The sequence below is a fragment of the Acinetobacter sp. AM genome, assembly GCF_003105055.1.
Classification (GTDB): domain Bacteria; phylum Pseudomonadota; class Gammaproteobacteria; order Pseudomonadales; family Moraxellaceae; genus Acinetobacter; species Acinetobacter tibetensis.
Genome location: NZ_QETG01000022.1, coordinates 1 through 25,214 on the forward strand (window position 1 = coordinate 1; position 25,214 = coordinate 25,214).

The window sequence follows — 25,214 nt, forward strand, 5'->3', positions numbered from 1 at the left end:
TATCATCTGTTAAAAGGGTACGTGCCATTGAAATATATAGAAATATAAGGAATTTGAAAGATTATATTAAGTCTTTAAAATCTATTTTTCAAATGAGGACACGCCCTAGAATCTTGATGAGAGTCAACAAAAATGCAATCTATTTTTAGACAAAATAATATAGAACAATTTTTACCAGTATTTCGTTATATATTAGGTGTTTGTTCAATTTTTCTAAGCATAATTGGAATTGGGTTTATTGTTTTTATACTTCCACTATTGTTTGTTTTTCCATTATTTTTATACCTTATTTTTCTCAATTTTAATAAACCTAAACGAGTATTAGATCAATTTGATCTAATACAAATTTGTATCTGGCTTATTGTGCTTCTACCTTATGAATATTTTTTTATTACTATTGTAGTATTAGGTATTTTTATACTACATAAAGTGATTAAAAAACAGTTAATTAGATGTAATATTATGCTGGGATTTTGCATTGTATTTTTTATTACTAAGGATTTTTTTTCAATAACTCTACTAATAATACTGTGTCTTTTTTCTACATTTTATGATTTTAGAATCAATCAAAAAAAATCCGCGCAATCGCCATTTTATTAAATGATGATGTGCCCAGAATTCTTAAATCAAATTTTTCCAAATTAATGTATTCATATGCGGAGTTTTCAAGAAAGGCTATCTTGACGAAATAGGCTTAATCAGAAGAGTATAGAATAATGAAAGCCAATCTTATGATTGGCTTTTTTTATTTTTGGGATTGTTTTTCTTCGAGATATATTCTATCGAAGAAACTATTATTTAAGCGATTTCTGTCTGCCCAACTTGATGATAAGCTCGATTAAAATAAACTAAACTTTGCTCATGTTGACTTTGTTGAATCGCAACAATACGGCAGATAAAAATGGTATGTGTACCCACTTCCTGAATTTGATCAATTTCACAATCAAAATTGACCAAAGCATCTTCTAATACTGGTGCGCCTGTTTCCAACTCTTTCCAAATCCCGTGCTTAAAACGTTCTTCTGAACTCAGTTTAGAGGAGAATACGTTAGAAATATGCTCATGCTGTGCACCTAAAACATTTACCGTTAAAATCTTATTTTCGATAAAATGCTCATGTGATCGAGAAGCTTTATTCATACAGACCAATAAAGTTGGGGGAGTATCGGTAACGCTACATACGGCAGATGCAGTGAAACCATGACGATCAGACATACCTGCCGTGGTCACAACACTTACTGCGCTGGTTAACGAAGACATAGCATTTCTAAAGTCTGTTGCTTCAATCATCACTTTATTCCTAAATTGAACCGTACATTTTGTTTAAATTGGGCTATATCACGCAATTCGGTTATATAACCACTGGATTAGAAGGTATTCTGGGGGAGCGCTGACGCATACTTTTTACTGAGATAAGAGCTACCCATTTTATCTAATGCGTAGCTCTTTCACATCATGCGATAGATGCGTATGAAGTCGAAAGTTCTTTACGAATGATTTCAGCACCTGCACTTAAAGCATTCAGTTTACCGCGTGCCACTTCACGTGCCAAAGGCGCCATACCACAGTTGGTTGAAGGATAAAGTTTATCTGCATCAACAAACTGAAGCGCTTTACGCAATGTATTGGCAACTTCTTCTGGTGTTTCAATGGTGTTGGTTGCAACATCAATCGCACCCACCATGACTTTTTTACCACGAATCAGTTCAATAAGATCCATTGGCACATGTGAGTTTTGACATTCAAGTGAAACAATATCAATCTTCGATTTTTGTAGTTTAGGGAACGCTTCTTCGTACTGACGCCATTCTGAACCTAACGTTTTTTTCCAGTCGGTATTGGCTTTAATGCCGTAACCATAGCAAATATGCACCGCAGTTTCACACTTTAAACCTTCAAGAGCACGCTCTAAAGTTGCCACACCCCAATCATTCACTTCATCAAAGAACACATTAAATGCAGGCTCATCAAACTGAATGATATCAACACCAGCAGCTTCAAGTTCTAAGGCTTCTTGGTTTAAGATTTTGGCAAATTCCCAAGCCAGTTTTTCACGGCTTTTGTAGTGACCATCATACAGCGTATCAATCATAGTCATTGGGCCAGGAAGTGCCCATTTAATTGGTTGGGTGGTTTGGCTGCGTAAGAATTTAGCATCTTCAACAAACACTGGCTTTTGACGAGAAACTGCACCCACTACAGATGGCACACTGGCATCATAGCGATTACGGATGCGAACTGTTTCGCGCTTCTCAAAATCTACGCCATCTAGATGTTCAATAAAGGTGGTGACAAAATGTTGGCGAGTCTGTTCACCATCGCTGACAATATCAATGCCTGCATGGAGTTGTTCTTGCAATGACAGACGTAAAGCATCTTGTTTGGCTTCGATTAGTTGCTCACCTTCAAGTTTCCAAGGTGACCAAAGTTTTTCTGGTTCTGCAAGCCAAGAAGGTTTTGGTAAGCTGCCAGCAGTTGATGTGGGTAATAAAATTGCCATTTTAAATCTCTATTTCAATATTCTATTTCAGTTAAATTAAGCAGCGTTACGCTCTACGTTGTAATTGGCAGCCCATTGCTCAAGGATGTTTTGATAAGGCTTGATAAAGTTTTCTTCAGTCCATTTACCTTGTTTGACTGCGAGCTGACCACGTTCAACTCGGTCATAGACAATTCGCGTCAATGAATAATCTGGGTACTCTAAACTTGCTTTATAAACTTGTGCCGCTGATGAATTTGCATTGTAAATTTCAGGGCGATAAATTTTTTGGAATGTTTCCATGGTGCTAATCGCACTGATCAGTTCAAAATCAGTGTAATCACGCAGTAAATCACCTGCAAAATAGAATGCTAAAGGTGCAACGCTACCTTTCGGCATAAAGAAGCGAACCTGTAAGCCCATCTTATGGAAATATTCATCGGTACGTGAGTATTGATCTTGCTTGTATTCAACACCCAAAATTGGATGCTCATTGGTCGTACGGTGATAAGTACGTGCTGTTGAAACACTTAAGCAAATGACAGGCTGTTGATTAAACTCAGCCTTAAAAGTATCTGAATTTACTAAATATTGATAAAGCTTGCCGTGTAAATCACCGAAACCTTCTGGTGCATACGAAGTTGAGTTCTCTTGATTATGTTCTTTCAGTACCACACTAAAATCGTAGTCACGTACATAAGATGAGAAGCTATTGCCAATCATGCCTTCAATACGCTGATTGGTATGATGATCGGTAATGGTGCTTTTCAGCATTTCAATAATTGGGAAGGTTTGACCATTGCCTTCAATATCTAAATCCGCAGAAATAATATCAATTTCAAGCGAATAACGATCACCATTCGGGTTATCTGTTTGTGCTAAGGCATTGAAACGATTATTAATCATTCGAAGCGTATTACGTAGATTCTGCTCACGGCTTTCACCACGTGCTAGGTTAGCAAAGTTAGTCGTTAGGCGTGTGCTATCTGCTGGTTGATAGTTTTCATCAAAACGAATGCGTTTGATTGAACATGCAAACTCTTTACTCATGGTGATGGTCATCCTAATTTTTGAGATTAAATCTAAATTGCTTGAATGGTGTAATTTATACCGCAATCACAACATGAATAAAAATGATTTAGTCTCAACCTAAAGTGAGTAAAATTCATGTTTGAGGTTTAAGCCACATTAAAATAGGCGTGTTTTCGCATTAGTTTTGCGCGAGAATATAAAAACTAGGAGTAAACTATCGAGTTGTTTCAACGTTAGTATTTTGTGAGTTTTTAGTGGTGTTTAAATTTTTAAGTAATTGATATTTAATTGAATATATGGGTTTATTTCGTGTGGCGACCATTATATTAAATAGATGTTGAAATGTCATAAATACAGAAATTTTTCATACCAATTTGTTTTTGTATTAGATCCTTCAAATATATTTAATTTTACTCTACTAAATCATTTTTCCTGATAGCAGAACGACATGCAAAAGGCGTTATTTGAAATCTTTTTTTAAAAGCCTTACGAAAATAATTTAAATTTTCAAAACCAACAAGTTCTGCGATAGATGAAATACTTTGGGATGTATTTATCAGTAACCACTTAGCTTGTTCGATTCGTCTATTAGTCTGATAAGTAGAAGCTGATACGTTAAACTGAGAAATCATCTTTCTATCTAGCTGCCTTCTACTTATCCCTACTTGTTTGGAAATCGCTTCTATAGTTTGTTTACAAGAAATCGATTCATTAATTAGTAGTAGTGCACGATGTAAAATTGGATCATTTACAATAGGGACATCAGAAATATCAGCTAGATCCTGATTACTTCGATGTTTTTCAATTAACATGTCTGCCAATCCTTTTACTGCTCGAGCTTTTCCAACATAAGGACTTAATAAGCTAACAGCCATATCGATAGCAGCGGTTCCCCCTACACAGCTTGATAGTTTATTTTTACTATAAAATAATAAATCTGATGCAAGCGATAATTTAGGAAACATATCGCAGAACTGGTCATGGTGTCTCCAATGAACAGCAACTTTCTCATTATTGAAAATTCCTAAAAGTGCAAGAGGAAAGATTGAGTTATCAATGCCCACTATGTGAACTTGATTATAAAGACAGGCTCTTATGAACGGTTTAAGAGCTCCTGAAATTTCAAGCATTGCATCAATATTTCTTCCTCCAAAAATGACTAAAAAATCCGTATTTTTTATAGTTTCTAAGGTCAAAATTTTTGTTTTATGTATAGTCCCACTGCTTGATTGAATATATTCGTCATCAATTGAAAAACTATCCCATTCAATTAATTTTTGTTGGCTGTAGTCTTCTTCATCTGCTGAAAATCTAAGTTTATCAACAAATCCTGCATACGGAAGAAGCGTGAACTCATGGAGAAGTAGAAGAGTCATGCGCAACTTAATGTTAGTCATAATGTCTAGATGAATACCATTTATGTCTAAATATGTTAGCAAATAATAAAAATATCACACGTAAAATTTATTTTATTTATTGAGAAGAAAAATTAATGAACATACAAACATGGTTTCTACTATTTATTGCTTGCTGTGCTATGTCATTTTGTCCCGGACCAAATGCAGTTTTGGCACTCACTACGTCTGTTCGAAATGGTACTAAGTCAGGGATAGCTGTAGTAATTGGTAGTTTACTGGGATTTTCATTGCTCATTACTATAGCGGTATTAGGAGTAGCTAATTTTATTTTTGATTTTCCAATAGGCATTTTCATTTTATCGTTGCTAGGAGCAATTTATTTATTCAAGACTTCATTGGATCTTTTCCGGAACAGTACTCACTTTATTGAGCAGCCAGGTAATACAACGGATCTATGTTTTAATACTCACATGCGTAAAGGTTTCAGTCTTGCTATATCGAATCCCAAGATCATTTTATTCTGGATTGCATTCGTGCCAGCTGTATTTCCTGTAAATACACTGTATTTATCAACTATATTATTGATAGTCATTACTTTTATTGTTATTGAGGGATGTGCCGAATGTACTTTTATCTTAATTGGGAAGTGTGCCAGAAATTTTTTATCTAACCACATTAAAGTTGTTGAGAAAATAAGTGCCGTAATACTGACTATGTTTGCGATACTAATTTTAAATAATGCATTCAAATTACCTTCTATTACTATGATTTAATAAGATTATTTTTAGTTATTGGCGAACTCTTAATTATTAAGTTTATCTAAAATTAACATAGTACACGTCATACGAAATTTTTATAATTAGCTTTTATAATTCAAACTCTTATGTCTTAGTGTGTAAACCCAATCCTCACCGATTGGTCTTTTTCATGATTATTCACGTTTCACGATTACAATTCAGTCAAAGTTCCATAAGTTTGATAAGCTACCTTAAATAGTGCTTTAAATAAATTTTTACTGAATAGACACAACGTTCATTCTCAAAATCATGGTAGGACCCTTTACCTTGATAGTACGTAAAAGCATCCATTTCATTATAAAAATAAAACGCTTTGATGTAATATAAAATCCATTAAAACTTATAGGTATTTTGAGGTTTCTTCCTTCGAATACGCCATAAAAAGGATACAAGCATGCAGCAAGAAGTCGTCATTGTCGGTGGTGGAATGGTTGGGCTGAGTCTGGCACTCATGTTGGCGAAAGCAAATATTGCAGTGAAACTGCTCGAAGCCATCAAATACCCAAATTATGATGACATCAATCTTGCACCTTACCATTACAGTTTCGATGCACGAAACAGCGCTTTATCGCGCCGTAGCGTGCAAATTTATCAAGAACTGGGTTTATGGGATGCCTTGCAACAACATGCAACACCAATTTTACAAGTGCATATTACCGAAGAAGGCAGCTTTGGTAAGGCGCGTTTATTGGCAGAGCAAGAAAAAGTCGAAAGCTTTGGGCAAGTCATTGAAAATGCGTGGTTAGGACGTGTGTTACTGACTCAAGTTCGCCAACAGCCATTGATTGAATTGATTGATGGTGTGCAGGTCACCTCACTTACCCAAGATGCAGAACATGCTTATATTGAAGCACTCCGTGGTGAAGAACAGTTGCAACTACAAGCCAAGTTGGTGATTGCGGCCGATGGTCGAGATTCGTTCTGTCGTCAAGCTTTGGGTATTGGTGTATCTGAGCATGATTATGACCAAGTTGCGATTGTCACCACCGTACAAACTTCGAAACCGCATCAACATATTGGCTTTGAGCGTTTTAGTCCTCTTGGGCCATTGGCATTGTTGCCTTTACCGGGTGAATACCGTCGTTCAGTAGTTTGGCCAGTGAAAAAGGGCACAGAGCAAGAGTGGTTGGGGGAAGAAAATGATCAACATTTCTTGGATGCTTTGCAGCAAACCTATGGTGACCGTGCAGGTAAATTCCAGAAAACAGGTAAGCGTTTTAGTTATCCATTGTCACAAGTTTTAGCAGAAAAGCAGGCAGTAGGGCGTGTCGTGCTGATGGGTAATGCGGCACATACCATTCATCCTGTTGCAGGACAAGGATTTAACCTGTGTATGCGTGATGCTTATGTATTGCTGCGCTATTTAGAAGCGCAACAGAGTGCAGGTGCTGACCTCGGTGAGCCAAGCATGTTACTTGAATATGAACAAGCCCGTTTAAAAGATCAGCAACGTGTAATTAAGTTCTGTGACAGTGTGGTACGAGGTTTTAGCAATCAAAATCCGATGCTGAAATTATTACGTAATACAGGACTCATCGCCTTTGATTTAATTCCAGGTATTAAACCATTGGTGGCCACTTACGCAATGGGACTAAAAGCATGAGCCAAGTTTTAGATGTCGTGATTGTTGGTGGTGGTTTAGTTGGCGGATTGACCGCCTTGTTGCTGGCTCAAGGTGGTGTACAAGCCACGGTTTTAGATGCGGCACCAATTTTGGATGAGGGCAAGGTTTTAGCAGTTGCCAATCCACGTGTCTTGGCGCTGAGCCAAGCGACCATTCATTTGCTCAAGACGGTAAATGTTTGGGAGTTATTGGCACGCCAGATGCCCTATAGTGGTATGCAGGTCTGGAATAAAAATGGCTATGGTGAAATTAATTTTGGACATGCTAGCGAAAAAGCTCCATCAGCCGAGCAAGCCTTAGGTTCAATGGTCGAGCCAAGTATTTTGAATTTAGCCATTCAAAAACGTATGTTGAGTGAAGTCAAAGACTATCGAACGCAAGTCAAAGTCACGCGTGTAGAACGTGGTGTTGGTGTTTGGCATATTCATCTAGCGGATGGCACACAATTAACCACTAAATTGGTGATCGGTGCCGATGGTGCCAACTCTTTTGTGCGCGAACAGGCATTTATTGATCTGGATGTATTGGATTATCGTCAGGCAGGCGTGACTTGTGCCATCCGTACCGCACAGCCGCATCAACATGTCGCCCGTCAAATTTTCTTAGAAACGGGTCCTTTGGCATTTTTACCGATGGCAAGCTTAAAACCAGAGCAAGATGGTCATTGGCAGTCCATAGTCTGGACTTTGCCCGATGACTATGCCGAGGAATATACTGCACTGGATGACTCTGCCTTTTTACTACTGCTGACACGTGAAAGTCAGCATATGTTGGGTGAGGTGTTAGAAGCGACACCGCGGGCGATGTTTCCGTTGAAAGCACGAGCTGCACAGCAGTATGTGACTTCAGGGCTGGCTTTGATTGGAGATGCGGCACATGTGATTCATCCTTTGGCAGGGCAAGGGGTGAATATTGGTTGTTTAGATGCTGCGGTACTGTGTGATGCCCTATTGCATGATTTCTCGCGTGGGGTGTGGGCACATGAGCAAACGTTGCAGCGTTATGAACATTGTCGTAAAGGTCAAAATGACGCCATGATGCATAGCATGTCGGCAATTGGCTGGTTAGAAACTACAGACTTTTCCCCCATTATTTGGGCGCGTAATTTTGGCTTAAAACAAGTTGAACAACAGCCCGTATTAAAAGATGCTTTTATGATGCAGGCCAACGGTTTGCAGGCATTAAAAAATACCCGTTATGCAAATTAGGTTTAAACAGATAATTTTTAGGCATTTAGTTAAATCTGATTACGAATTTGATTAAAAAAGATACGATTTTTTTGCATTAAGTACTATGCGAAAGTGATTTAGATTGATAAATTTCATCGTAATTCGAAATCGATTCGAAACGAAGTATTTGGAAGTCATTGCGGGGAGATTAAGATGACGGATATGAATGATTATGATGATGCGGAAGACTCAGTTGTAGATGAGGATGAAGCAAAGGCTGCCGAAAAAGGTGCATCAGATGACGTAGAAGGTGCTTCTGATGGTGATCTTGCTGAGGCAGAAACATTAACCGTGACTGCAAAGAAAAAGCAACGTGAAGCTTTAGAGGATGAAGTGGCTGCATTCTTGGCGCGTGGTGGACGTATTACTGAAGTTCCACCAGATGAGTCTGCACACGACTAACCTAGCAGTATAAAAAACCACTCATGAGAGTGGTTTTTTTATTTGTTCAGCACTCAAGCTTCAGTTTTACTGTGCAGTCAACTCTAAGGCACGTTGATAAGCCACTTTTTTCTTAATGCCAGTTAAGTCCGCAGCCAGTTGTGATGCCGCTTTGACTGATAAATCCTGTAAAAGACGTGTGAGAAGTTGGTCTAATTTCTCTTGTTCCATGTCTTTTTCCTGGGTTGCACCACCCACCACCAACACGATTTCACCTTTTTGTTGGTTATGGTCAGACTCAATAAATTGAACCAATTCACCCAAAGTCATTTTGCGAATGGTTTCAAAGGTTTTGGTAATTTCTCGAGCAAAACCTACTGGGCGGTCTGCACCAAATACTTCAGCCATGTTTTTTACAGATTCTAAAATTCGATGAGGTGCTTCGTAAAAAATTAGAGTTTGAGTTTCGTCTTTCAACTTTTCAAGTTGCAATAAACGTTGTGAAGCTTTAGAGGATAAAAAACCTTCGAAACTAAAACGGTCACTTGGCAAACCCACGCTACTTAAGGCAGCAATTGCGGCACATGCACCCGGAACTGGAATCACACGAATGCCATGTTCTTGGGCTGCACGGACCAGTTTGAACCCAGGATCACTAATTAAAGGGGTGCCTGCATCACTAATCAATGCCATATTTTCGCCTTTTAACAGACGTTGCACTAACATATCAATTTTGTTGCTTTCATTGTGGTCGTGGCAGGCAGTTAGCGGTGTTGAAATATTAAAATGCTTGAGTAATTGTGCCGATGTACGTGTATCTTCGGCTGCAATAATGCTCACTGATTTTAGGGTTTCAATGGCGCGAAAAGTCATATCATCTAAGTGCCCGATAGGGGTTGCTACAACAAATAACTGAGCACTCATGTGAAGTCTCCATGCCAAAAATAGAATTAAGAAAAGAATGACGCGATGTAAGTGATATGGGAGTTAGGGTCCCAAAACGCGTGAGAATACTTGCATTCTACCTGAATCCACTGCTCAGACGCGAATTAGATTCTATAGGGCTACTAGATAAAATATGCGCTTAAGGTGTGATATAACGTTGCCGATGAGTGTATTTAAAAAAATGATTAAAATTTAAAAGTTTGCATTTACTAAATTTACGAAGTGTATTTGAGATTAGATCTATGCTTGCACTAGAATAAACATATATAAAAAATCTTGGTATTCATTGCATTACAACAAGAAATGAGTGGGTTTTACTGAATGGAAGAAAAATTGAAGCTTAAAACAACATCACAAGCTTTGGGGGATTGGGCAGAACAACAAGCTTTAATCCTTTTGCAACAGCAGGGCTTTCAGCTTGTGCAAAGAAATTATCATAGCCGATATGGTGAGCTAGATTTGGTGGTGCAACACGGCGAAGAATTACTTTTGGTTGAAGTGAAGGCACGTGCTTTGACCCGTTATGCACATGCCAATGAAGTGGTGTCACTTTCAAAACAGCGCAAACTCATCAAAACAGCGTTGTATTTTCTAAATGAATATCCTGAATTTCAGCAGTTCTATTGTCGATTTGATGTAATTTGTTTTGATTTCTATCAACAATTTGCAAAAACAGTACAGTATGACTTTTCAAGTTTCACTTATGATCTGCAATGGATAGAAAATGCTTTTACTTTTGATTCAGAGTTCATTAATCTTTGAAGGAACAGAAAGCATTAATGTTATAAAAAAATGAATGAAATAAGTGAGGAGTCTTGCTGAGTGTTGAATCGTATTGCAATGACAGTGCTTTGTGTCGCAGGTCTAAGTTTATCGGGCTGTGCGAGTTTTATTTCAGGTGGTACAGGGACTGCACCCGTTGGAACTGAAAGTGGGGTACGCTCACTTGGTCAGGTATTTATTGATTCCTCAATTGAACGTACAGCGAACATTAATTTATATAAATTAGATTCTCGTTTTAAACAGTCGCGCATCAATATTGAAAGTTTTTATGGTAATGTTTTATTGACAGGGCAAGTCCCAGATCAGCATTTAAAACAACTGGCTGAAGACAATGTCCGTGCGATGAGTGACGTAAAAAATGTGCATAATTTTATTACCGTGGGTGATAAAATTGGATATAACACCATCATGCAGGATGCTTCTGCAACAGCAAATACTCGTGGCTTGATTATGAAAGCACCAGTGGTGGCTGATAGTAAAGTCCGTGTACATACAGAGGATGGTGTGTTGTACGTGATGGGGCGTTTGAATAATGCTGAAATCAATGATTTAAACAACGTGTTACAGCAAGTGGGTAATGTAACTAAAATCGTGACATTGGTTGATAATGTCGATCAAGGACAGAAGTCGATAAATTCTAGTTTTGTAAGCCCAGTCGCAAGCAATGCGCAGCCTGAAGTTCAAACGCCTGTAGCTATTGACCCAGATCAGGTAGAACCGACGAATGTTCAATAAATCCGAATATTGGATTAAACAGTTAAATGACACCGTGGGTAATGCGAAAGATTTTATTCGAGACTTTCGCATCTACGATGTTGGTAGTTATGCATTAAATCAACTCACACCGCGTGAGGGATATACACTGCATGAAAATATTGCGTATGGTTTAAAGGCACGTCATCGTCTCGATTTATTCAAAACGCATAAACCACAGTTGAATCAACCTTTAATTATCTTTGTGCATGGCGGTGCTTGGACGCATGGCGATAAAAGTTCATACCGCTTTGTGGGTGAAGCTTTTGCCCGTGAAGGTTATGACGTGGCAGTAATCAACTATCATCTTGCGCCACAGTACATTTTCCCGAGCTATGTAGACGATTTAACCCTTGCAATCAACTTTTTGAGTCTGCATCAGCAAAAGCTGGCTATTCGCACCGACAATGTTGTACTTATGGGGCATTCTGCGGGTGCATTTAATGTCATGTCGGCGGTGTATCATCCGCAGCAGTATGAATTGCAATGTCGTGTGCAAATCCGTGCCATTATTGGGGTAGCAGGTCCATATCATTTTGATTATAAAGGGGATCCGCTGTGTGCCGAGGCATTTGATCAAAGTGTTCCTTTTCAGCAGGTCATGCCATATTATTTTGTGGCATCGAATAGCATTAAGCATTATTTGCTGATGGCAGAAAATGACCAGATTGTGGGACATAATAATACTGAAGATTTTGACCGAGTACTGAAAGAAAAAGGCAATCACAGCAAAATGATTGTGATCCCACGTACAGGTCACATTACTGTGATGGGATCGGTATCCAGTTTATTTAACCGTTATTTTGAAACTAAAGAACAGATTTTGATTTCGCTTGAGGAAGCCTTAAAGCCATAGATGCGTGTCATCGGCAACTGGGTGTCCTTGCGTCACATGCATAATCATGGCATGTGCAATACTTCCTTTGAAGGGAATCTGAGGGAGTTGGTTAAATTTGAAAAATTGCGCATCACTGATTTCTTCTTCTTGTAATTGAATATCGCCTGCTGAATATTCAGCACGGAAGGCAATCATTAAATTACTTGGGAAGGGCCAAGGTTGGCTCGCTAAATATTGAATATTTTTGAGTTTTAAACCGACTTCTTCTTCAGTTTCACGACGTACTGCATCTTCTAGAGTTTCACCAACTTCAACAAACCCTGCAATCAAACCATACATATTGTTGGTATTTTTGGCATTTTTCGCTAAAAGAATTTCATCTTCCCCGCGTGTAATTACCGTAATAACACAAGGTTGCACCCGTGGATATTGATGATAATGGCAAGCAGGGCAGATCATGGCATATTCAGTTGCATGAACCTGTGTTTCATGTCCGCAATGACTACAGAACTTATGGTTGCGACGCCATTCTAATAGCTGCATGGCACGACTGGCTTGTTCAAACTGTTTGGTGGTCCATTGAGTCAAAAGTTGTCGAATGGGCACCAATTGTAGTCCACTCGGAATATTTTCATGGGCTTGTAGATCACGGGCAATTACAGTATTGCCCGTATGTAAGTGTAGATCACTTGCCAAGCTCTCAACTTTAGGCAGTTGTAGATGTTCATCAACCAGTAGTTGTTGTTGATGAAAAATATAGGCAAGTGATAATTCTGACATTAGGCGACTACTTCGGCATTAAGTTTTTGACTGCTGCTCAATGCTACATCAAACATCGAATGCAATACAGGCTGTTTATTCTTCAAATTATCAATCATCATTTCGGCACTCGCTAGAGTATCTAAAATGTAGTTGATTTCTTGTTCAGAAATACTGCTTGAAGCTTCAATTTTTTGTTGCACAAATTGCGCAGCATTTTTTAATGCTTGCTGACCTTCACTGGCATTCAGGAAGAGTAAAGCACCGCTGATTTCACTCAGTTGTGTAGACAGATTGCCTAATGCACCCAAGAATTGATCTTGAAGATACTGAACTAACGCAGTAGCAGCGTGATCAACCAATATTTTGGTTTCATTCAGTAAAGCATCATGGGCTTCATCTAGACGATCTAGAGAAACATTTAAGTTATTCACACGATGTTGTAAGCGATTTGAAGTATGGTGACGTTCTAATACCCCAATCGAATTCATGGCAGATAAAATGCTTTTCATTAATTGTTGAGCAAAGTTTTCGTCTTTTAACACATCACTTTGATTCAGTACTTCAACCTGACGTGATAAGTCTTGATATGCTTCATTCAAATTCAAGACTTTGAATATATTGGCCAATTCCTTAATTTTCGCCTGTAATTCTTGCGTTTTTTCAGGCGACATGGTTTGGTAGTTATATTCAATTTCATTGCGGATTTGTGCCATTTCACTGGTCACAAGTTCGCTAATCGTGTGCATGGTATTGAAATCTGGACCATAAAGATGACGACTAAACACTTGGAGTTGAGTGTCTGTTAAGGCATCTTCCCCAATATTTAACTGGTCACGGATGCTTTGAGCTGTCTCATCTTCTTGGCTAATACATAAACTGAGAATATTGGATAAATCGTTCAGGCTCGCATTGAAGTTTTCTGGTGCTTGGAAAAAAGCAGCCATATTACGTTCTATATCAATCAGGCTACGTAAACGCGCATCTGTGAACAGCAGATTATCAATTTGATTAAATGCCACATGAACCAGTCCCCAGTATTGTTGACTTGGTAATTGGTTAGCTAAACCTGCTAAATAAGTGCCCACAATGCGAATTGCTTGCAAATCGAGTTCTGTTTCTTGCTGCTGGAGCAATTTGTTCAAGGCAAGTTTATATAAGCGGTGCACATACTCGGACTTTTCTAGGGTCGGAATATGAGGTAACTGGAAGTTTGGTTCTATACAGTTCAGCAGTGGTTCAAGATGCTGACCTTCATGCGTCAGTGGTTTACCCAGAGCCAGTTCTAAGCGATTTAAAGTATCGAGTAGAAATTGAGGAATTTTGACTTCACGCAGGCAGATAAACTCAATATAGCGTTTTAGCATGGTCGTGCCTTCACTGAGCGCGATTACATCCTGTGTGTTGATATTTTCAGGATTCGCCATAATCTTGCGCATGAGTTCAGCAGCGTATTGAGCAATTTGTCCTAAGTTTGGCATATCAATTAAGACTAAAACTTGAGCACATTGTTCAAATTGATTCAGCGCATCATCAATACCAAACGGTAGAGTATGATCCTCTGCTAAGGTACTGACGGCAGACTCAACTAACTTGATCGAGTTATCAACCTCATTTTTTATTATCAGTAAGGCCGTAGGATCAAAATGAATAGAGGTTTGGTAAGACATTTATCTGCACCTTTCCTAGTGTATTATCTGTTTATGTTTGGCTGAGTTAGAGCGTTATTTCTTGTATTTAACTATAACTGATGTCCCCAAAGTTTAAATACAAAAAATAACAGAATCTGTAGAAATTATTTTGAAAAAAAGCAAGATTTGCCCTGTTTTTCCTCAATTTGTTTGACCCAAGTCTCATGTGCGGCCAATTCTTCTTCGGAAGGTAAGATGACGGCTAAGCCCGTTTCATCAACTTGGCGTCGTCCACTTGTGCCTTGTTGTTGTTCACTTTGCGATAGCGCATCGATATCAAATGACACTTGTCCGCCCGTCATTGCCAAATAGACGTCGGCTAAAATTTCAGCATCGAGCAATGCACCATGGAAAGTACGGTCACGTTGTGCGATTTCGTAGCGTCGTACCAAGGCATCCAAGGAGTTCTTTTGTCCAGGATGTTTGCTTTTTGCCATCGCTAAAGTATCAGTGACTTCGCAGACTTCAGAGAGTGCACCATGACCTGTACGCTTAAACTCCATATTTAAGAAGTTCATATCGAAGGTCGCGTTATGCGCAATAATCTCTGCGCCTTTTAAGTAGTCAAACAAGACGTCTGCAATTTCTGCATATTTGGGTTTGTCTGTTAAAAACTCATCGGTAATGCCGTGGACATTGACCGAGTCACCGACTTCCTTTTCAGGATTGATATAAATATGGATGGAGCTGCCTGTGAGTTTGCGATTGATCATTTCAATCGCACCGACTTCAATAATGCGATCGCTGTCCTGAAAATAGAAACCTGTGGTTTCGGTATCCAGAATTAACTGACGAGGACCAATGGCTTCAACGGTTGCAGGCGTAATCACAATATGCGGATGCATCGTAGTCGTTTGTTTTTGTGAATCTTGAAGCGTTTCTACAGGAAAGCTAGATTCAGAGACTTCATCTTCAATATATTCAGGTTCCACAGGCTCAGCTTCTTCTCCGGCAAAATCTAGTCCGAAAGGGTCGTCAAAAAGCCAGTCAGATTCGGCTTTTTTTTTATCATCCGTGTTGTTTTCTAGTACTGCTGTTAAATTTTTTGCGGTTTGGTCAGCGCCTAAATTCGCTAATTGGTCTGCCATTTCATTGCCCGGGTGACCTGAATGACCTTTGATCCAGTTCCATTCAATTTCTCGACCTTGGCAGACGCTATCCAACTTTTGCCATAAATCGGGATTCTTAACATCTTTCCAATTTTTCTTTTTCCAACCATGAATCCATTCGGTAATGCCTTGTTTGACATAGTTGGAGTCTGTCCAGATAATTAACTTGGCAGATTTAGGACAAGCGAGTACGCCTTCAATTGCTGCGGTTAACTCCATGCGGTTATTGGTGGTTTGAGTTTCGCCGCCAAAGATTTTACGTTCTTCGGTCGCTGTAACAATATAAGCTCCCCAACCTCCGAGTGCACTATCTTTACCATTTCCGCGACAAGCGCCATCGACATAGAGCGTAATTGTTTCAGACATAAAGGGTCATCCAGCCAGCAAAGAAAGTTAACAGAAGCGAATCTAATTTCGTATTGTATAACGCATTTGTGCTTTGGAAGTGGATTACATGGTTAAATTTTAATTTCTTGTAACATTTATCATGGAATCGCGCTAAATTATTGCCTTGAGTCTCTGCCGTGCTTCACTACAATGGCAGTGCTAAAAATAAATTTTATACGAGTTGTTTGGATTTTTTTATGTATAAACCAACCACGTTCTTGTGGCAGCCCTCGGTTCCGACATTATTTAAGATTACTGTATTGGGTTCAGCACTTGCTGCATTAGGATTAACCACAGGTTGTGCATCGAGCCAGAGTGCAACTAAGGCTGCTGCATCAAAACAGGTTGGCTCGAATTATTTAGATGCAAATAGTTTAGATTCTTTGGAAGATCTTTTATCTGCCACCGATATGCGTGCCGTAGAAGGGGATCGTCTGCTTATTTTAAAACATGGTGATGTGTGGAAGCGCATGACGGTCGGTTTTAAAATGGATCTCAATCACTGGGATTCGCGTATTGAAGCACAGCGCAGTTGGTTTGTCTCTCGACAACCCTATATTGAGCGTTTAAGTGCGCGTGCATCACGTTATCTTTATCACACAGTAAAAGAAGCCGAGCGTCGTGGTTTGCCGACTGAACTCGCACTATTGCCGATTATTGAAAGTTCTTATGACCCTGCTGCAACCAGTAGTGCGGCGGCGGCGGGACTTTGGCAGTTTATTCCAAGTACTGGTCGTATTTATGGGTTAAAACAGTCTGGCATGTATGATGGCCGTCGTGATGTGGTCGAATCTACCCGTGCAGCTTATGAATTCTTAGGTAGTCTGTATAACCAGTTTGGTTCTTGGGAGTTGGCTTTGGCAGCGTATAACGCAGGTCCAGGTCGAATTCAACAGGCGATTAACCGTAACCGTGAGGCTGGATTGCCAACCGATTATTGGTCCTTACGTTTACCACAAGAAACCATGAACTATGTGCCACGTTTCTTGGCAGTGGCGCAGATTATTAAGAATCCGAATGCTTATGGTGTGACATTACCTCCGATTGCCAACCGACCGCACTTTAGAGAAATTAGTGTAGGGCCGGCAAACTTAAATGATGTTGCTGCGATTACAGGTTTAAGCCGCGCAGAATTGTATGCGCTCAATCCAGGTCATCGTGGTGATCAGATTGATAGTAGCAGCCCAATGCGTATTTTGATTCCTGCGGATATTAGTCCATCGATTGATGCAAAATTATCTAAATTACAATCGAACTCAGGCGGTTTATGGGCAAGTGCTACACCTATTACGAATAATAGTTCGACTGCGACAGTCATTACGCCAAGTAAAGCCACACCGCCGACTTTGGTTGCCAGCAACACCACGAAAACAACAGGTTCGAAAACGACCACTACAGTGACGACGAATACGGGCCGTCCTTTATCCACTACACCACGCGGTGCGGATGCTTTAGCGGCTTTTGCTTCGAATACAGTTGTTCCGAGCGCGCCACGTATTCCTGTTGCAGTCACACCTGCCAAAGATGTGAAGCCAGTGAGTGTAGAACCACCAATTTCTGCGGTGGAACGTGAGCAGATTATGGCAGCGGTTCAAGCGGAAGATGCAACCAAAACAGTGGATCAGGTTTTACAACCTGTGGCAACTAAGGCTGAACAAGAACAAGTGGTTGCAGAGATCAAACAGATTGCACCGCAGGGCACAGAAATTGTTGATCCTTATGATGGCAAGATTAAACTGACCGCAATTCAGACCAGCCAATCTGTAGCAGAGCAACAGGGTAAAGAGTTAACCAAAGGTTTTTCTTATCCAAAATCGGTAACAGACAATACCAAGCTAGACTCAGAAGAAGCCCAACTGAATAAAGACAAGAACTATGTGAAAACGGCATCTGAAGTGGTTGTGGTACCGCCTAAAGGGAAGCGGACCACTTATACAGTTCTGCCTGGTGATACCTTAGCAACGATCGCATTGAAAAACGGTGTGAACTGGCGTGACGTTGCCAAATGGAATCAGATTGATCCGAATGCAATGTTATTTGTGGGCACCAGTATTTATTTATACGATGCTAAACCTGTTGCGCAAGATCGTTCTTCCAATAATACCAATAGCAAACCAGACAGTTATGTGGTGCAAGCCAATGACAATTTGACCAGTGTTGCAAGCCAGTTTGGTTTATCGGTGAAACAGTTGGCGGACTATAATGATTTGACCGTGACCAGCGGTTTATTTGTGGGTCAGAAATTGTCTTTAAAAGACAGTGGTTTAACCACAGCGAAGAAGTCGACTGAAAAAGCCGCGGCAAAGAGCAGCAATATTAAAACCAAATCATATGTGGTGAAACGGGGTGAGTATTTAAAACTGATTGCTGACCGTTATGCTTTATCTAACCAAGAGTTGGCGGAATTAACATCTGGCTTACATGCGGGTAGTGATTTAATGGTTGGACAAAAAATTAATGTTCCAGTCAATACCGTAAATCAGGATGCATCGACGTCGGAAAAAAATATCACGGTAAAAGTAGACAGTCCAAAAGTTGAGACCAACATTAAGACTGAAACTTATAAAGTTCAGCGTGGCGATACCCTATATAGTATTGCGTCACAGTCGAAAATCTCGCTCAGTGATTTGGCTGAACTGAATAAGATTTCAACCAACAGTGGTGTTTACGTTGGACAAACCATTAAAGTACCAGCAGGTTCTACTGTGCCAGAAAGTTATGTGGTGCAATCTGGCGATAGTTTGTCCGCTATTGCCAGTAAATACAATTTAAACCAAGCCAATTTAGCGACCTTAAATGGCATGAGTCGTAATGCCAATGTTCGTGTTGGGCAGCGATTAAAACTCACAGGTGAACTTCCTGAGATTGAACAGCCAACGGAGAGTGCGGTCACTACAAAAGACCTGCATGTGGTGAAATCGGGTGAGACCTTAAGCAGTATTGCCAAGAAATATCACTTGCAGTTAAGTTATTTGGCAGCGCTAAATGACTTGTCAACCAATGCTTCGGTTCGTATTGGGCAGCGTTTAAAAGTTGAAGGTGATTTACCAAGCAAGACGACAGCTAAAGTTGATACAGCCGTGAAAAAAAGCAGTATGAGTAATAAAGATACTGAGAAATATACGGTAAGATCGGGCGAGTCATTGAATGCAATTGCGAATCGTACGGGTATTTCAGTTTCCGAATTGGCAAGTTTAAATGACATGAGTTCGCGTACTGGCTTACAGGTTGGTCAAACCATTCTGATTCCGAAAACGGTGAAAGAATATAAGGTGAAATCAGGTGATAATCTGATTCGCTTGGCTACACGTTATGGCGTTGAGGCGAGTGCTTTGGCTGAAATGAATGATTTGAAACCATCTGCACAGTTAAAAATTGGTGATGTGATTAAAGTTCCGAATCTTTAATTCGTCAATCTAAGATGTTGATAGTTCGTTTAACGAGCCAAAAAGTTGCCATGCTATTGCTATGTTTAAGCAGTGGTATGGTGACGCAGCAGGTGTGGTCGGCTTTGCAGACTACGCCGTATATTGCTGTACATGGTCAGCCCCAATATACCAAGCTCAAGGCAATGCCTTATGCTAACCCTCAGGCCCCAAAAGGCGGATATATCAGCACTGCAGCAACGGGTACTTTTGATAATCTCAACAGTATGAATGGCAAAGGTAGTGCAACAGAAGGTGTCAATTATTTATTCGATACGTTGATGGATAATTCCTTAGATGAATCTGGGGTGATGTATCCGTTATTGGCAGATCAAGTCACGTTTGACCCCGTAAATCCGCAATTTATGATTTTTCATTTGAATCCTCGGGCGCGTTTTAGCAATGGAACGCCTGTGACGGCAGAAGATGTTAAATTCAGTTTTGATGCGTATCAAACCAAAGCCAATTTAGGCTTGCAAATGTATTTGTCGAATTTGGCGAAAACAGAAGTCCTGTCCAAATCACAAGTTAAATTTATTTTTAAGTCGAGTAAAAACAAGGAAATGCCACTGATTGTGGCGAGTTTACCCATTTATTCTAAATTAGATTGGAAAAATAAGGATTTTACTCGAATTACCTTGCAACCCATTTTAGGCTCGGGTCCTTATTTAATTGAGCGTATAGATGCAGGGCGCAGTATTACCTATAAGCGCAATCCGAATTATTGGGCAAAAGATTTAATGGTCAATCGGGGGCGTTATAATTTTGATCGGTTGAAATATGTCTATTACCGTAATAATGATATTGCCTTTGAAGGTTTTAAGTCGGGGCAGTACACCTTACACGAAGAAAAGAAGACCAAGACATGGGTCACGGGCTATCAATTTCCTGCTGTAAAAGCAGGATGGGTCAAGCGATATAGTCATCGTTTAGCGCGACCTGTGGTCAATCAGAGTCTGGTCTTGAATACGCGGAAAGATCTTTTTAATGATATTTATTTTCGTCAGGCGCTGAGTTATGCCTACGATTTTGAATGGCTGAATAAAGCGTTGTTCTATGGACAGTATCAGCGTTTGCAAAGTCATTTTCAGAACAGCGAGTTGGCAGCAACGGGACAACCGAGTGCTGCTGAATTAAAATTATTACAACCTTATTTACCCAAGTTACATCCTGTGCAACAACAAGGTGTACTGTCCAATTGGCAGTATCCTAAATCGGATGCGGGTGGATTCAATCGCCCGAATTTACTCCAAGCACGTACTATTTTGCTGAAGGCGGGTTATCAATATCGACAAGGGCAGTTGTATGGTAAAAATGGACGGGCGATCCAGTTTGAAGTTTTACTCTATCAAGAAGGCGCACAGCGTACGATTATGCCGTGGATTCGAAACCTAAAAAAATTAGGTATCAATGTGAAGCTGCGTCAGGTTGATGTATCGCAATATATGGAACGGATGCGTCGTTACGAATTTGATGTAACCACTTTGGAAATGCCACAATCGCTTTCACCTGGTAGTGAGCAAGCACAAATGTGGAGTAGCAGTGCAGCGCGCGAGTTTGGCAACTATAATTATGCAGGCATTCAAAATGCTGCCATCGATGCTGCGGTGCAACAGGTCATTCAAGCACCGAATCGGCAACAATTAATTCTGCGCACTCGAGTGTTGGATCGCTTGTTGCGGGCAGGTTATTATCAAATCTTGACCTATGGTAAAAATGACAATTGGTATGCGTATTGGAATATGTATCAACAACCTAAAGTCAAACCAAAACTATCTTTGGGTTTAGATTATTGGTGGAGTGACCCCACTCAAGCCCAAAAAGTCAGTCAATTTCTCGGTAAGTAAGACGAGAAATATGCCCGTTTTGACAGAGATAACCAGATCGGGAAGGCAAATTATACAGAAGATAAGGATAAGCAATTGGGTACGTATATTCTAAAAAGGTTATTCCTGATTATTCCGACCTTATTTTTTATTCTGTGCATTAATTTTGCCGTGATTCAGATTGCCCCAGGTGGACCTGTAGAGCGTGCCATTGAACAAGCAGAGTCTTTTCAGCGCTTACAAGCGGCGAAAGTGGGTGTCTCTGCTGAAAACAGTAATTATCAAGGAGCGAAGGGACTCAGTGAAGAGATGATTCATCAGATTGAAGCCCAGTATGGTTTTGATCAGCCTGCGTATATACGTTTTGGCGTGATGCTTAAAAACTACTTGAGCTTTGATTTTGGTGTCAGTTTTTTTAAAGATAAACCAGTGACGCAATTAATTTGGGAAAAAATGCCGGTCTCTGTTTCACTCGGGCTGTGGAGCAGTTTGCTGATTTATTTAATTGCGATTCCCTTGGGGATTAAAAAAGCCAAACAGCATGGTTTATGGTTTGATAAAACCACCTCGCTTATTTTAGCCATTGGCTATGCAGTTCCAGCTTTTGTTTTTGCTATTTTGTTAATTGTTTTTTTTGCAGGTGGCAGCTATTTTCAATGGTTCCCGTTGCAAGGCTTGGTCTCGGATAATTTTCAACAATTGAGTTTGCTGGGCAAAATTCAAGACTATTTCTGGCACTTAAGCTTGCCATTATTGGCGATGGTTTTGGGCGGTTTTGCCAGTTTAAGCTATTTGACCAAATATTCTTTTTTGGAAGAATTGAATAAACCTTATGTTTGGGCAGCTCGTGCCAAAGGACTGAGTGAATCTCGTGTTCAGTATGGGCATATATTTCGAAATGCTGTATTGGTGATTATGGCGGGTTTGCCCGAAGCATTGGTCAGTATTTTCTTTGTTGGCAATTTATTTATCGAGATTGTATTTAACCTTGACGGCTTGGGTTTGTTGGGATTCGAGGCCATTATTCAGCGCGATTATCCTGTCATCTTCGGGACGTTATTTATTTTTACCTTATTGGGCTTAATTCTGCGTTTAATTTGCGATGTGCTCTATCAATGGATTGACCCACGAATTGATTTTGAATTACGAGGGAAATACTAATGTCTCCCATGATTCAAACACGTCTTCAGCGTTTTCGACAAAACCGTTTGGGGTTTCTTTGCTTTATTTTATTTAGTCTAATTTTTGCGGTGTCCTTAGCTGCAAATTTAATTGCCAATGAAAAACCCTTATTGGTCAAATATCAGCAGTCTTTTTATTTTCCTGTATTTAAGAGCTATCCCGAAACCACTTTTGGCGGGGTATTTGAAACAGAAGCCGATTATAAAGATCCTGTGGTACAACAATTGATTGCTGATCAGGGCTGGGTCGTGTGGCCCGTGATTCGGTACGCGGCACAAACGCCAAATTTAGATTTGGCGGTACCTGTTCCGTCTGAACCAACAGCGCAAAATTGGTTAGGGACGGATGATCAAGGCCGAGATGTGCTCGCCAGAATTTTATATGCCTTACGCGTTTCACTATTGTTTGGTTTTGCTGTAACCCTATTTTCAGCAGTAATAGGTATCTTTATTGGAGCAGTACAAGGCTATTATGGCGGTTGGGTCGATTTAATTGGTCAAAGGATATTAGAAGTCTGGGGCGGTTTGCCCATGCTGTTTATGGTGATGATTTTAGTCAGTATCTTCACTCCGAGTGTGTATTGGTTATTTTTGATCATGTTGTTCTTTGGTTGGACCACGTTGGTGAATTTAGTTCGGACGGAGTTTTTACGTGCACGAAATTTCGATTATGTTCGAGCTGCCCGTGCGCTAGGGGTTGCTGATACACGTATTATAGTTCGGCATATTTTACCGAATGTCATCAGTTCCAGTTTGTCACAGCTCCCTTTTATGTTAACTGCCAATATTACTGCTTTAGCTGCTTTGGACTTTTTGGGGCTTGGATTACCTGCTGATACGGCTTCCTTGGGGGAACTCTTGTTGCAAGGTAAAAATAATTTAAATGCGCCGTGGTTGGCTTTATCTGGTTTCTTCACGCTGGCAATTGTCTTGTCACTTTTGATTTATATTGGGGAGGCTGCACGAGATGCATTCGATCCACGACAATAACCATGCAGCAGGCGTGATTTTAGATGTCCAGAAATTGCATATTCAACATGAACAAACGACATTACTGGACAATTTATCCTTTCAACTGCATCGGGGTAAAACATTGGCTCTGGTGGGTGAGAGTGGTTCAGGTAAAACGATCAGTTGTTTAGCACTGTTAGGTTTATTGCCCCCAAGTTTGCTCAGATCCGGCAGGGTAAATTATGCTGATATTGATTTACTCAAACTTTCTACCCAGCAGTTACAATCTATTCGTGGTCATAAAATTGCTTTGATTTTCCAAGACCCAATGGCAGCATTGAATCCATTACATCAGGTTGAAAAAATTGTTGGGGAGGTCTTAATTTTACAAGGCTTGTCTAAGCAATTTGTCCGTCAGCAGGTGATACAGTTATTAAATGATGTTGGATTAACTCAAACAGAAGCCCTTCTAAAGCGTTATCCGCATCAGCTTTCGGGCGGTCAGCGACAGCGTGTGATGATTGCTGCTGCTTTAGCGTTAGACCCTGAAATTTTAATTGCGGATGAACCTACAACTGCTTTGGATGTGACCCTGCAAGTACAGATTCTAGATTTGATCAAGACGCTGCAACAACAGCGCCAGATGTCCCTGATTTTGATTAGCCATGATTTGAATTTGGTCCGTCAATATGCAGATGATGTGATTGTGATGAATCAAGGGTGTGTTGAGCAACAGGGGGCTACCGAGCAGGTATTTCAACATCCTACAACGGACTATACCCATGAATTGATGAACCATGATTTTGGGGAAGCACTTGTACCCTCTGTGACTCCAACAGTCCTGCAACTAGAACAGTTATTGGTGCAGTATCCAATTAAACAAGGTTGGCTGAATCGTGTGACGGGTCAGCAGATTGCAGTTGAGATTCCTCATCTAACGTTAATGCAGGGTGAATGTTTAGGGATTGTGGGAGAAAGTGGATCGGGTAAAAGTTCTCTGGCCTTAGCTATTGTGCGTTTGGTTCAGAGTCAAGGACAGATCCTGTTTCAGCAGCAGAATTTAAATACTTTGAATCAGAAACAATTACGTCCGCTACGCGCCAATTTTCAGATTGTTTTTCAAGATCCTTTTAGCAGCCTCAACCCACGTTTAACCGTACAACAGATTATTGCTGAAGGATTGACGCTCGGTCATCAACATGAAAATCATATTGAAGCGAAAGTGAGTCGGGCTTTATTGGATGTTGAGTTGGATGATAGCTTCAAGCATCGTTATCCTCATGAATTATCAGGTGGTCAGCGTCAGCGGATTGCTTTGGCACGAGCATTGGTGCTACAGCCACAGTTGATGATCTTGGATGAACCAACATCTTCTTTAGACCGTACGACACAACGAGCAATTGTGCAGCTATTGCGCCGTTTACAGCAGCAGTATCAACTGAGTTATTTATTGATTAGCCATGATCTACATGTGGTACGTGCGATTAGTCAAAAAGTTTTGGTACTACGCGCGTCGCAAGTGATTGAAATGCAGACCACGGAAGCACTGTTTGCTCATCCCTTACACCTATATACCCAGCAACTGATTCAGGCCAGTCAATATCATTCAATTGACAAAATAAATTGTCAGAAATGACTTGACCTCATTGGCAAACTGATTAGAGTA

General features: G+C 40.2%; 20 protein-coding genes. 12 read left to right on the plus strand and 8 right to left on the minus strand.

Annotated features, from left to right (window positions below; genetic code table 11):
- Positions 1–798 precede the first annotated feature (798 nt).
- The 4 genes from DCO44_RS12140 to DCO44_RS12155 all read right to left on the minus strand — a co-directional run bounded on the left by DCO44_RS12140 (position 799) and on the right by DCO44_RS12155 (position 4,887).
- The gene (locus tag DCO44_RS12140; protein WP_116762247.1) at positions 799–1,290 is read right to left on the minus strand and encodes a flavin reductase; all 492 of its coding nucleotides are present in this window, start codon (positions 1,288–1,290) and stop codon (positions 799–801) included.
- A 163-nt stretch (positions 1,291–1,453) separates the two neighbouring features.
- Complete coding sequence (locus DCO44_RS12145) at positions 1,454–2,500, minus strand: methionine synthase (RefSeq protein ID WP_116762249.1); 1,047 nt, start codon at positions 2,498–2,500, stop codon at positions 1,454–1,456.
- Between the two features lie 36 nt (positions 2,501–2,536).
- Positions 2,537–3,529 (minus strand): DUF1852 domain-containing protein, encoded by a 993-nt coding sequence (locus tag DCO44_RS12150; RefSeq protein WP_116762251.1) that lies wholly within the window; start codon positions 3,527–3,529, stop codon positions 2,537–2,539.
- A gap of 392 nt (positions 3,530–3,921) precedes the next feature.
- Positions 3,922–4,887: a GlxA family transcriptional regulator gene (locus DCO44_RS12155; protein ID WP_116762352.1), complete on the minus strand. Its 966-nt coding sequence runs from the start codon at positions 4,885–4,887 to the stop codon at positions 3,922–3,924.
- A gap of 116 nt (positions 4,888–5,003) precedes the next feature.
- Between DCO44_RS12155 and DCO44_RS12160 the strand changes: the two genes are divergently transcribed.
- From DCO44_RS12160 to DCO44_RS12175, 4 genes are all read left to right on the plus strand, one after another.
- Positions 5,004–5,642, plus strand: coding sequence for a LysE family translocator (locus DCO44_RS12160; protein WP_116762253.1), 639 nt, complete (start codon positions 5,004–5,006; stop codon positions 5,640–5,642).
- Between the two features lie 418 nt (positions 5,643–6,060).
- Entirely contained in the window at positions 6,061–7,269 is a 1,209-nt protein-coding gene (gene ubiH / locus DCO44_RS12165) for a 2-octaprenyl-6-methoxyphenyl hydroxylase (protein ID WP_116762255.1), read from the plus strand.
- Positions 7,266–8,498: an FAD-dependent monooxygenase gene (locus DCO44_RS12170; RefSeq protein ID WP_116762257.1), complete on the plus strand. Its 1,233-nt coding sequence runs from the start codon at positions 7,266–7,268 to the stop codon at positions 8,496–8,498. The genes ubiH and DCO44_RS12170 overlap by 4 nt, the downstream gene beginning before the upstream one ends.
- 174 nt (positions 8,499–8,672) lie before the next feature.
- On the plus strand, positions 8,673–8,921 hold the full coding sequence (locus DCO44_RS12175) for a hypothetical protein (protein WP_116762259.1): 249 nt from the start codon (positions 8,673–8,675) through the stop codon (positions 8,919–8,921).
- A gap of 66 nt (positions 8,922–8,987) precedes the next feature.
- Here DCO44_RS12175 and rsmI read toward each other — a convergent pair whose 3' ends face one another.
- On the minus strand, positions 8,988–9,824 hold the full coding sequence (gene rsmI / locus DCO44_RS12180; protein WP_116762261.1) for a 16S rRNA (cytidine(1402)-2'-O)-methyltransferase: 837 nt from the start codon (positions 9,822–9,824) through the stop codon (positions 8,988–8,990).
- A gap of 342 nt (positions 9,825–10,166) precedes the next feature.
- Here rsmI and DCO44_RS12185 point away from each other — a divergent pair, with 342 nt between their 5' ends.
- The 3 genes from DCO44_RS12185 to DCO44_RS12195 are packed head-to-tail and all read left to right on the plus strand — an operon-like array spanning position 10,167 to position 12,237.
- On the plus strand, positions 10,167–10,607 hold the full coding sequence (locus DCO44_RS12185) for a YraN family protein (RefSeq protein ID WP_116762263.1): 441 nt from the start codon (positions 10,167–10,169) through the stop codon (positions 10,605–10,607).
- 60 nt (positions 10,608–10,667) lie between these two features.
- On the plus strand, positions 10,668–11,363 hold the full coding sequence (locus DCO44_RS12190; protein WP_116762265.1) for a BON domain-containing protein: 696 nt from the start codon (positions 10,668–10,670) through the stop codon (positions 11,361–11,363).
- Positions 11,353–12,237: an alpha/beta hydrolase gene (locus DCO44_RS12195; protein WP_116762267.1), complete on the plus strand. Its 885-nt coding sequence runs from the start codon at positions 11,353–11,355 to the stop codon at positions 12,235–12,237. Before DCO44_RS12190 ends, DCO44_RS12195 begins: the two co-directional genes overlap by 11 nt.
- Here DCO44_RS12195 and nudC read toward each other — a convergent pair.
- The 3 genes from nudC to dnaQ all read right to left on the minus strand — a co-directional run bounded on the left by nudC (position 12,226) and on the right by dnaQ (position 16,144).
- A complete protein-coding gene (gene nudC / locus DCO44_RS12200) occupies positions 12,226–12,999 on the minus strand; it encodes an NAD(+) diphosphatase (protein ID WP_116762269.1) in 774 nt (257 codons plus the stop codon). The two genes, DCO44_RS12195 and nudC, sit on opposite strands and share 12 nt — an antisense overlap.
- Entirely contained in the window at positions 12,999–14,648 is a 1,650-nt protein-coding gene (locus DCO44_RS12205; protein ID WP_116762271.1) for a chemotaxis protein, read from the minus strand. The genes nudC and DCO44_RS12205 overlap by 1 nt, the downstream gene beginning before the upstream one ends.
- A gap of 125 nt (positions 14,649–14,773) precedes the next feature.
- The gene (gene dnaQ / locus DCO44_RS12210) at positions 14,774–16,144 is read right to left on the minus strand and encodes a DNA polymerase III subunit epsilon (protein WP_116762273.1); all 1,371 of its coding nucleotides are present in this window, start codon (positions 16,142–16,144) and stop codon (positions 14,774–14,776) included.
- A gap of 218 nt (positions 16,145–16,362) precedes the next feature.
- Between dnaQ and DCO44_RS12215 the strand changes: the two genes are divergently transcribed.
- From DCO44_RS12215 to DCO44_RS12235, 5 genes are all read left to right on the plus strand, one after another.
- Positions 16,363–19,572, plus strand: a complete 3,210-nt coding sequence (locus DCO44_RS12215; protein WP_116762275.1) for a LysM peptidoglycan-binding domain-containing protein — start codon at positions 16,363–16,365, stop codon at positions 19,570–19,572.
- A gap of 50 nt (positions 19,573–19,622) precedes the next feature.
- Positions 19,623–21,437 (plus strand): extracellular solute-binding protein, encoded by a 1,815-nt coding sequence (locus tag DCO44_RS12220; RefSeq protein ID WP_116762354.1) that lies wholly within the window; start codon positions 19,623–19,625, stop codon positions 21,435–21,437.
- Positions 21,438–21,512: 75 nt separating this feature from the next.
- Positions 21,513–22,577: a microcin C ABC transporter permease YejB gene (locus DCO44_RS12225; RefSeq protein ID WP_116762277.1), complete on the plus strand. Its 1,065-nt coding sequence runs from the start codon at positions 21,513–21,515 to the stop codon at positions 22,575–22,577.
- A complete protein-coding gene (locus DCO44_RS12230) occupies positions 22,577–23,587 on the plus strand; it encodes an ABC transporter permease (RefSeq protein WP_116762279.1) in 1,011 nt (336 codons plus the stop codon). Before DCO44_RS12225 ends, DCO44_RS12230 begins: the two co-directional genes overlap by 1 nt.
- Entirely contained in the window at positions 23,565–25,184 is a 1,620-nt protein-coding gene (locus tag DCO44_RS12235) for a dipeptide ABC transporter ATP-binding protein (RefSeq protein ID WP_116762281.1), read from the plus strand. Before DCO44_RS12230 ends, DCO44_RS12235 begins: the two co-directional genes overlap by 23 nt.
- Positions 25,185–25,214 lie beyond the last annotated feature (30 nt).

Coding starts and splice junctions, on each gene's coding strand:
- DCO44_RS12140 (WP_116762247.1), bottom strand. CDS start 1,290: ATGATTGAAGCAACAGACTTTAGAAATGCTATGTCTTCGTTAACCAGC.
- DCO44_RS12145 (WP_116762249.1), bottom strand. CDS start 2,500: ATGGCAATTTTATTACCCACATCAACTGCTGGCAGCTTACCAAAACCT.
- DCO44_RS12150 (WP_116762251.1), bottom strand. CDS start 3,529: ATGAGTAAAGAGTTTGCATGTTCAATCAAACGCATTCGTTTTGATGAA.
- DCO44_RS12155 (WP_116762352.1), bottom strand. CDS start 4,887: ATGACTCTTCTACTTCTCCATGAGTTCACGCTTCTTCCGTATGCAGGA.
- DCO44_RS12160 (WP_116762253.1), top strand. CDS start 5,004: ATGAACATACAAACATGGTTTCTACTATTTATTGCTTGCTGTGCTATG.
- ubiH (WP_116762255.1), top strand. CDS start 6,061: ATGCAGCAAGAAGTCGTCATTGTCGGTGGTGGAATGGTTGGGCTGAGT.
- DCO44_RS12170 (WP_116762257.1), top strand. CDS start 7,266: ATGAGCCAAGTTTTAGATGTCGTGATTGTTGGTGGTGGTTTAGTTGGC.
- DCO44_RS12175 (WP_116762259.1), top strand. CDS start 8,673: ATGACGGATATGAATGATTATGATGATGCGGAAGACTCAGTTGTAGAT.
- rsmI (WP_116762261.1), bottom strand. CDS start 9,824: ATGAGTGCTCAGTTATTTGTTGTAGCAACCCCTATCGGGCACTTAGAT.
- DCO44_RS12185 (WP_116762263.1), top strand. CDS start 10,167: ATGGAAGAAAAATTGAAGCTTAAAACAACATCACAAGCTTTGGGGGAT.
- DCO44_RS12195 (WP_116762267.1), top strand. CDS start 11,353: ATGTTCAATAAATCCGAATATTGGATTAAACAGTTAAATGACACCGTG.
- nudC (WP_116762269.1), bottom strand. CDS start 12,999: ATGTCAGAATTATCACTTGCCTATATTTTTCATCAACAACAACTACTG.
- DCO44_RS12205 (WP_116762271.1), bottom strand. CDS start 14,648: ATGTCTTACCAAACCTCTATTCATTTTGATCCTACGGCCTTACTGATA.
- dnaQ (WP_116762273.1), bottom strand. CDS start 16,144: ATGTCTGAAACAATTACGCTCTATGTCGATGGCGCTTGTCGCGGAAAT.
- DCO44_RS12215 (WP_116762275.1), top strand. CDS start 16,363: ATGTATAAACCAACCACGTTCTTGTGGCAGCCCTCGGTTCCGACATTA.
- DCO44_RS12220 (WP_116762354.1), top strand. CDS start 19,623: ATGCTATTGCTATGTTTAAGCAGTGGTATGGTGACGCAGCAGGTGTGG.
- DCO44_RS12230 (WP_116762279.1), top strand. CDS start 22,577: ATGTCTCCCATGATTCAAACACGTCTTCAGCGTTTTCGACAAAACCGT.
- DCO44_RS12235 (WP_116762281.1), top strand. CDS start 23,565: ATGCATTCGATCCACGACAATAACCATGCAGCAGGCGTGATTTTAGAT.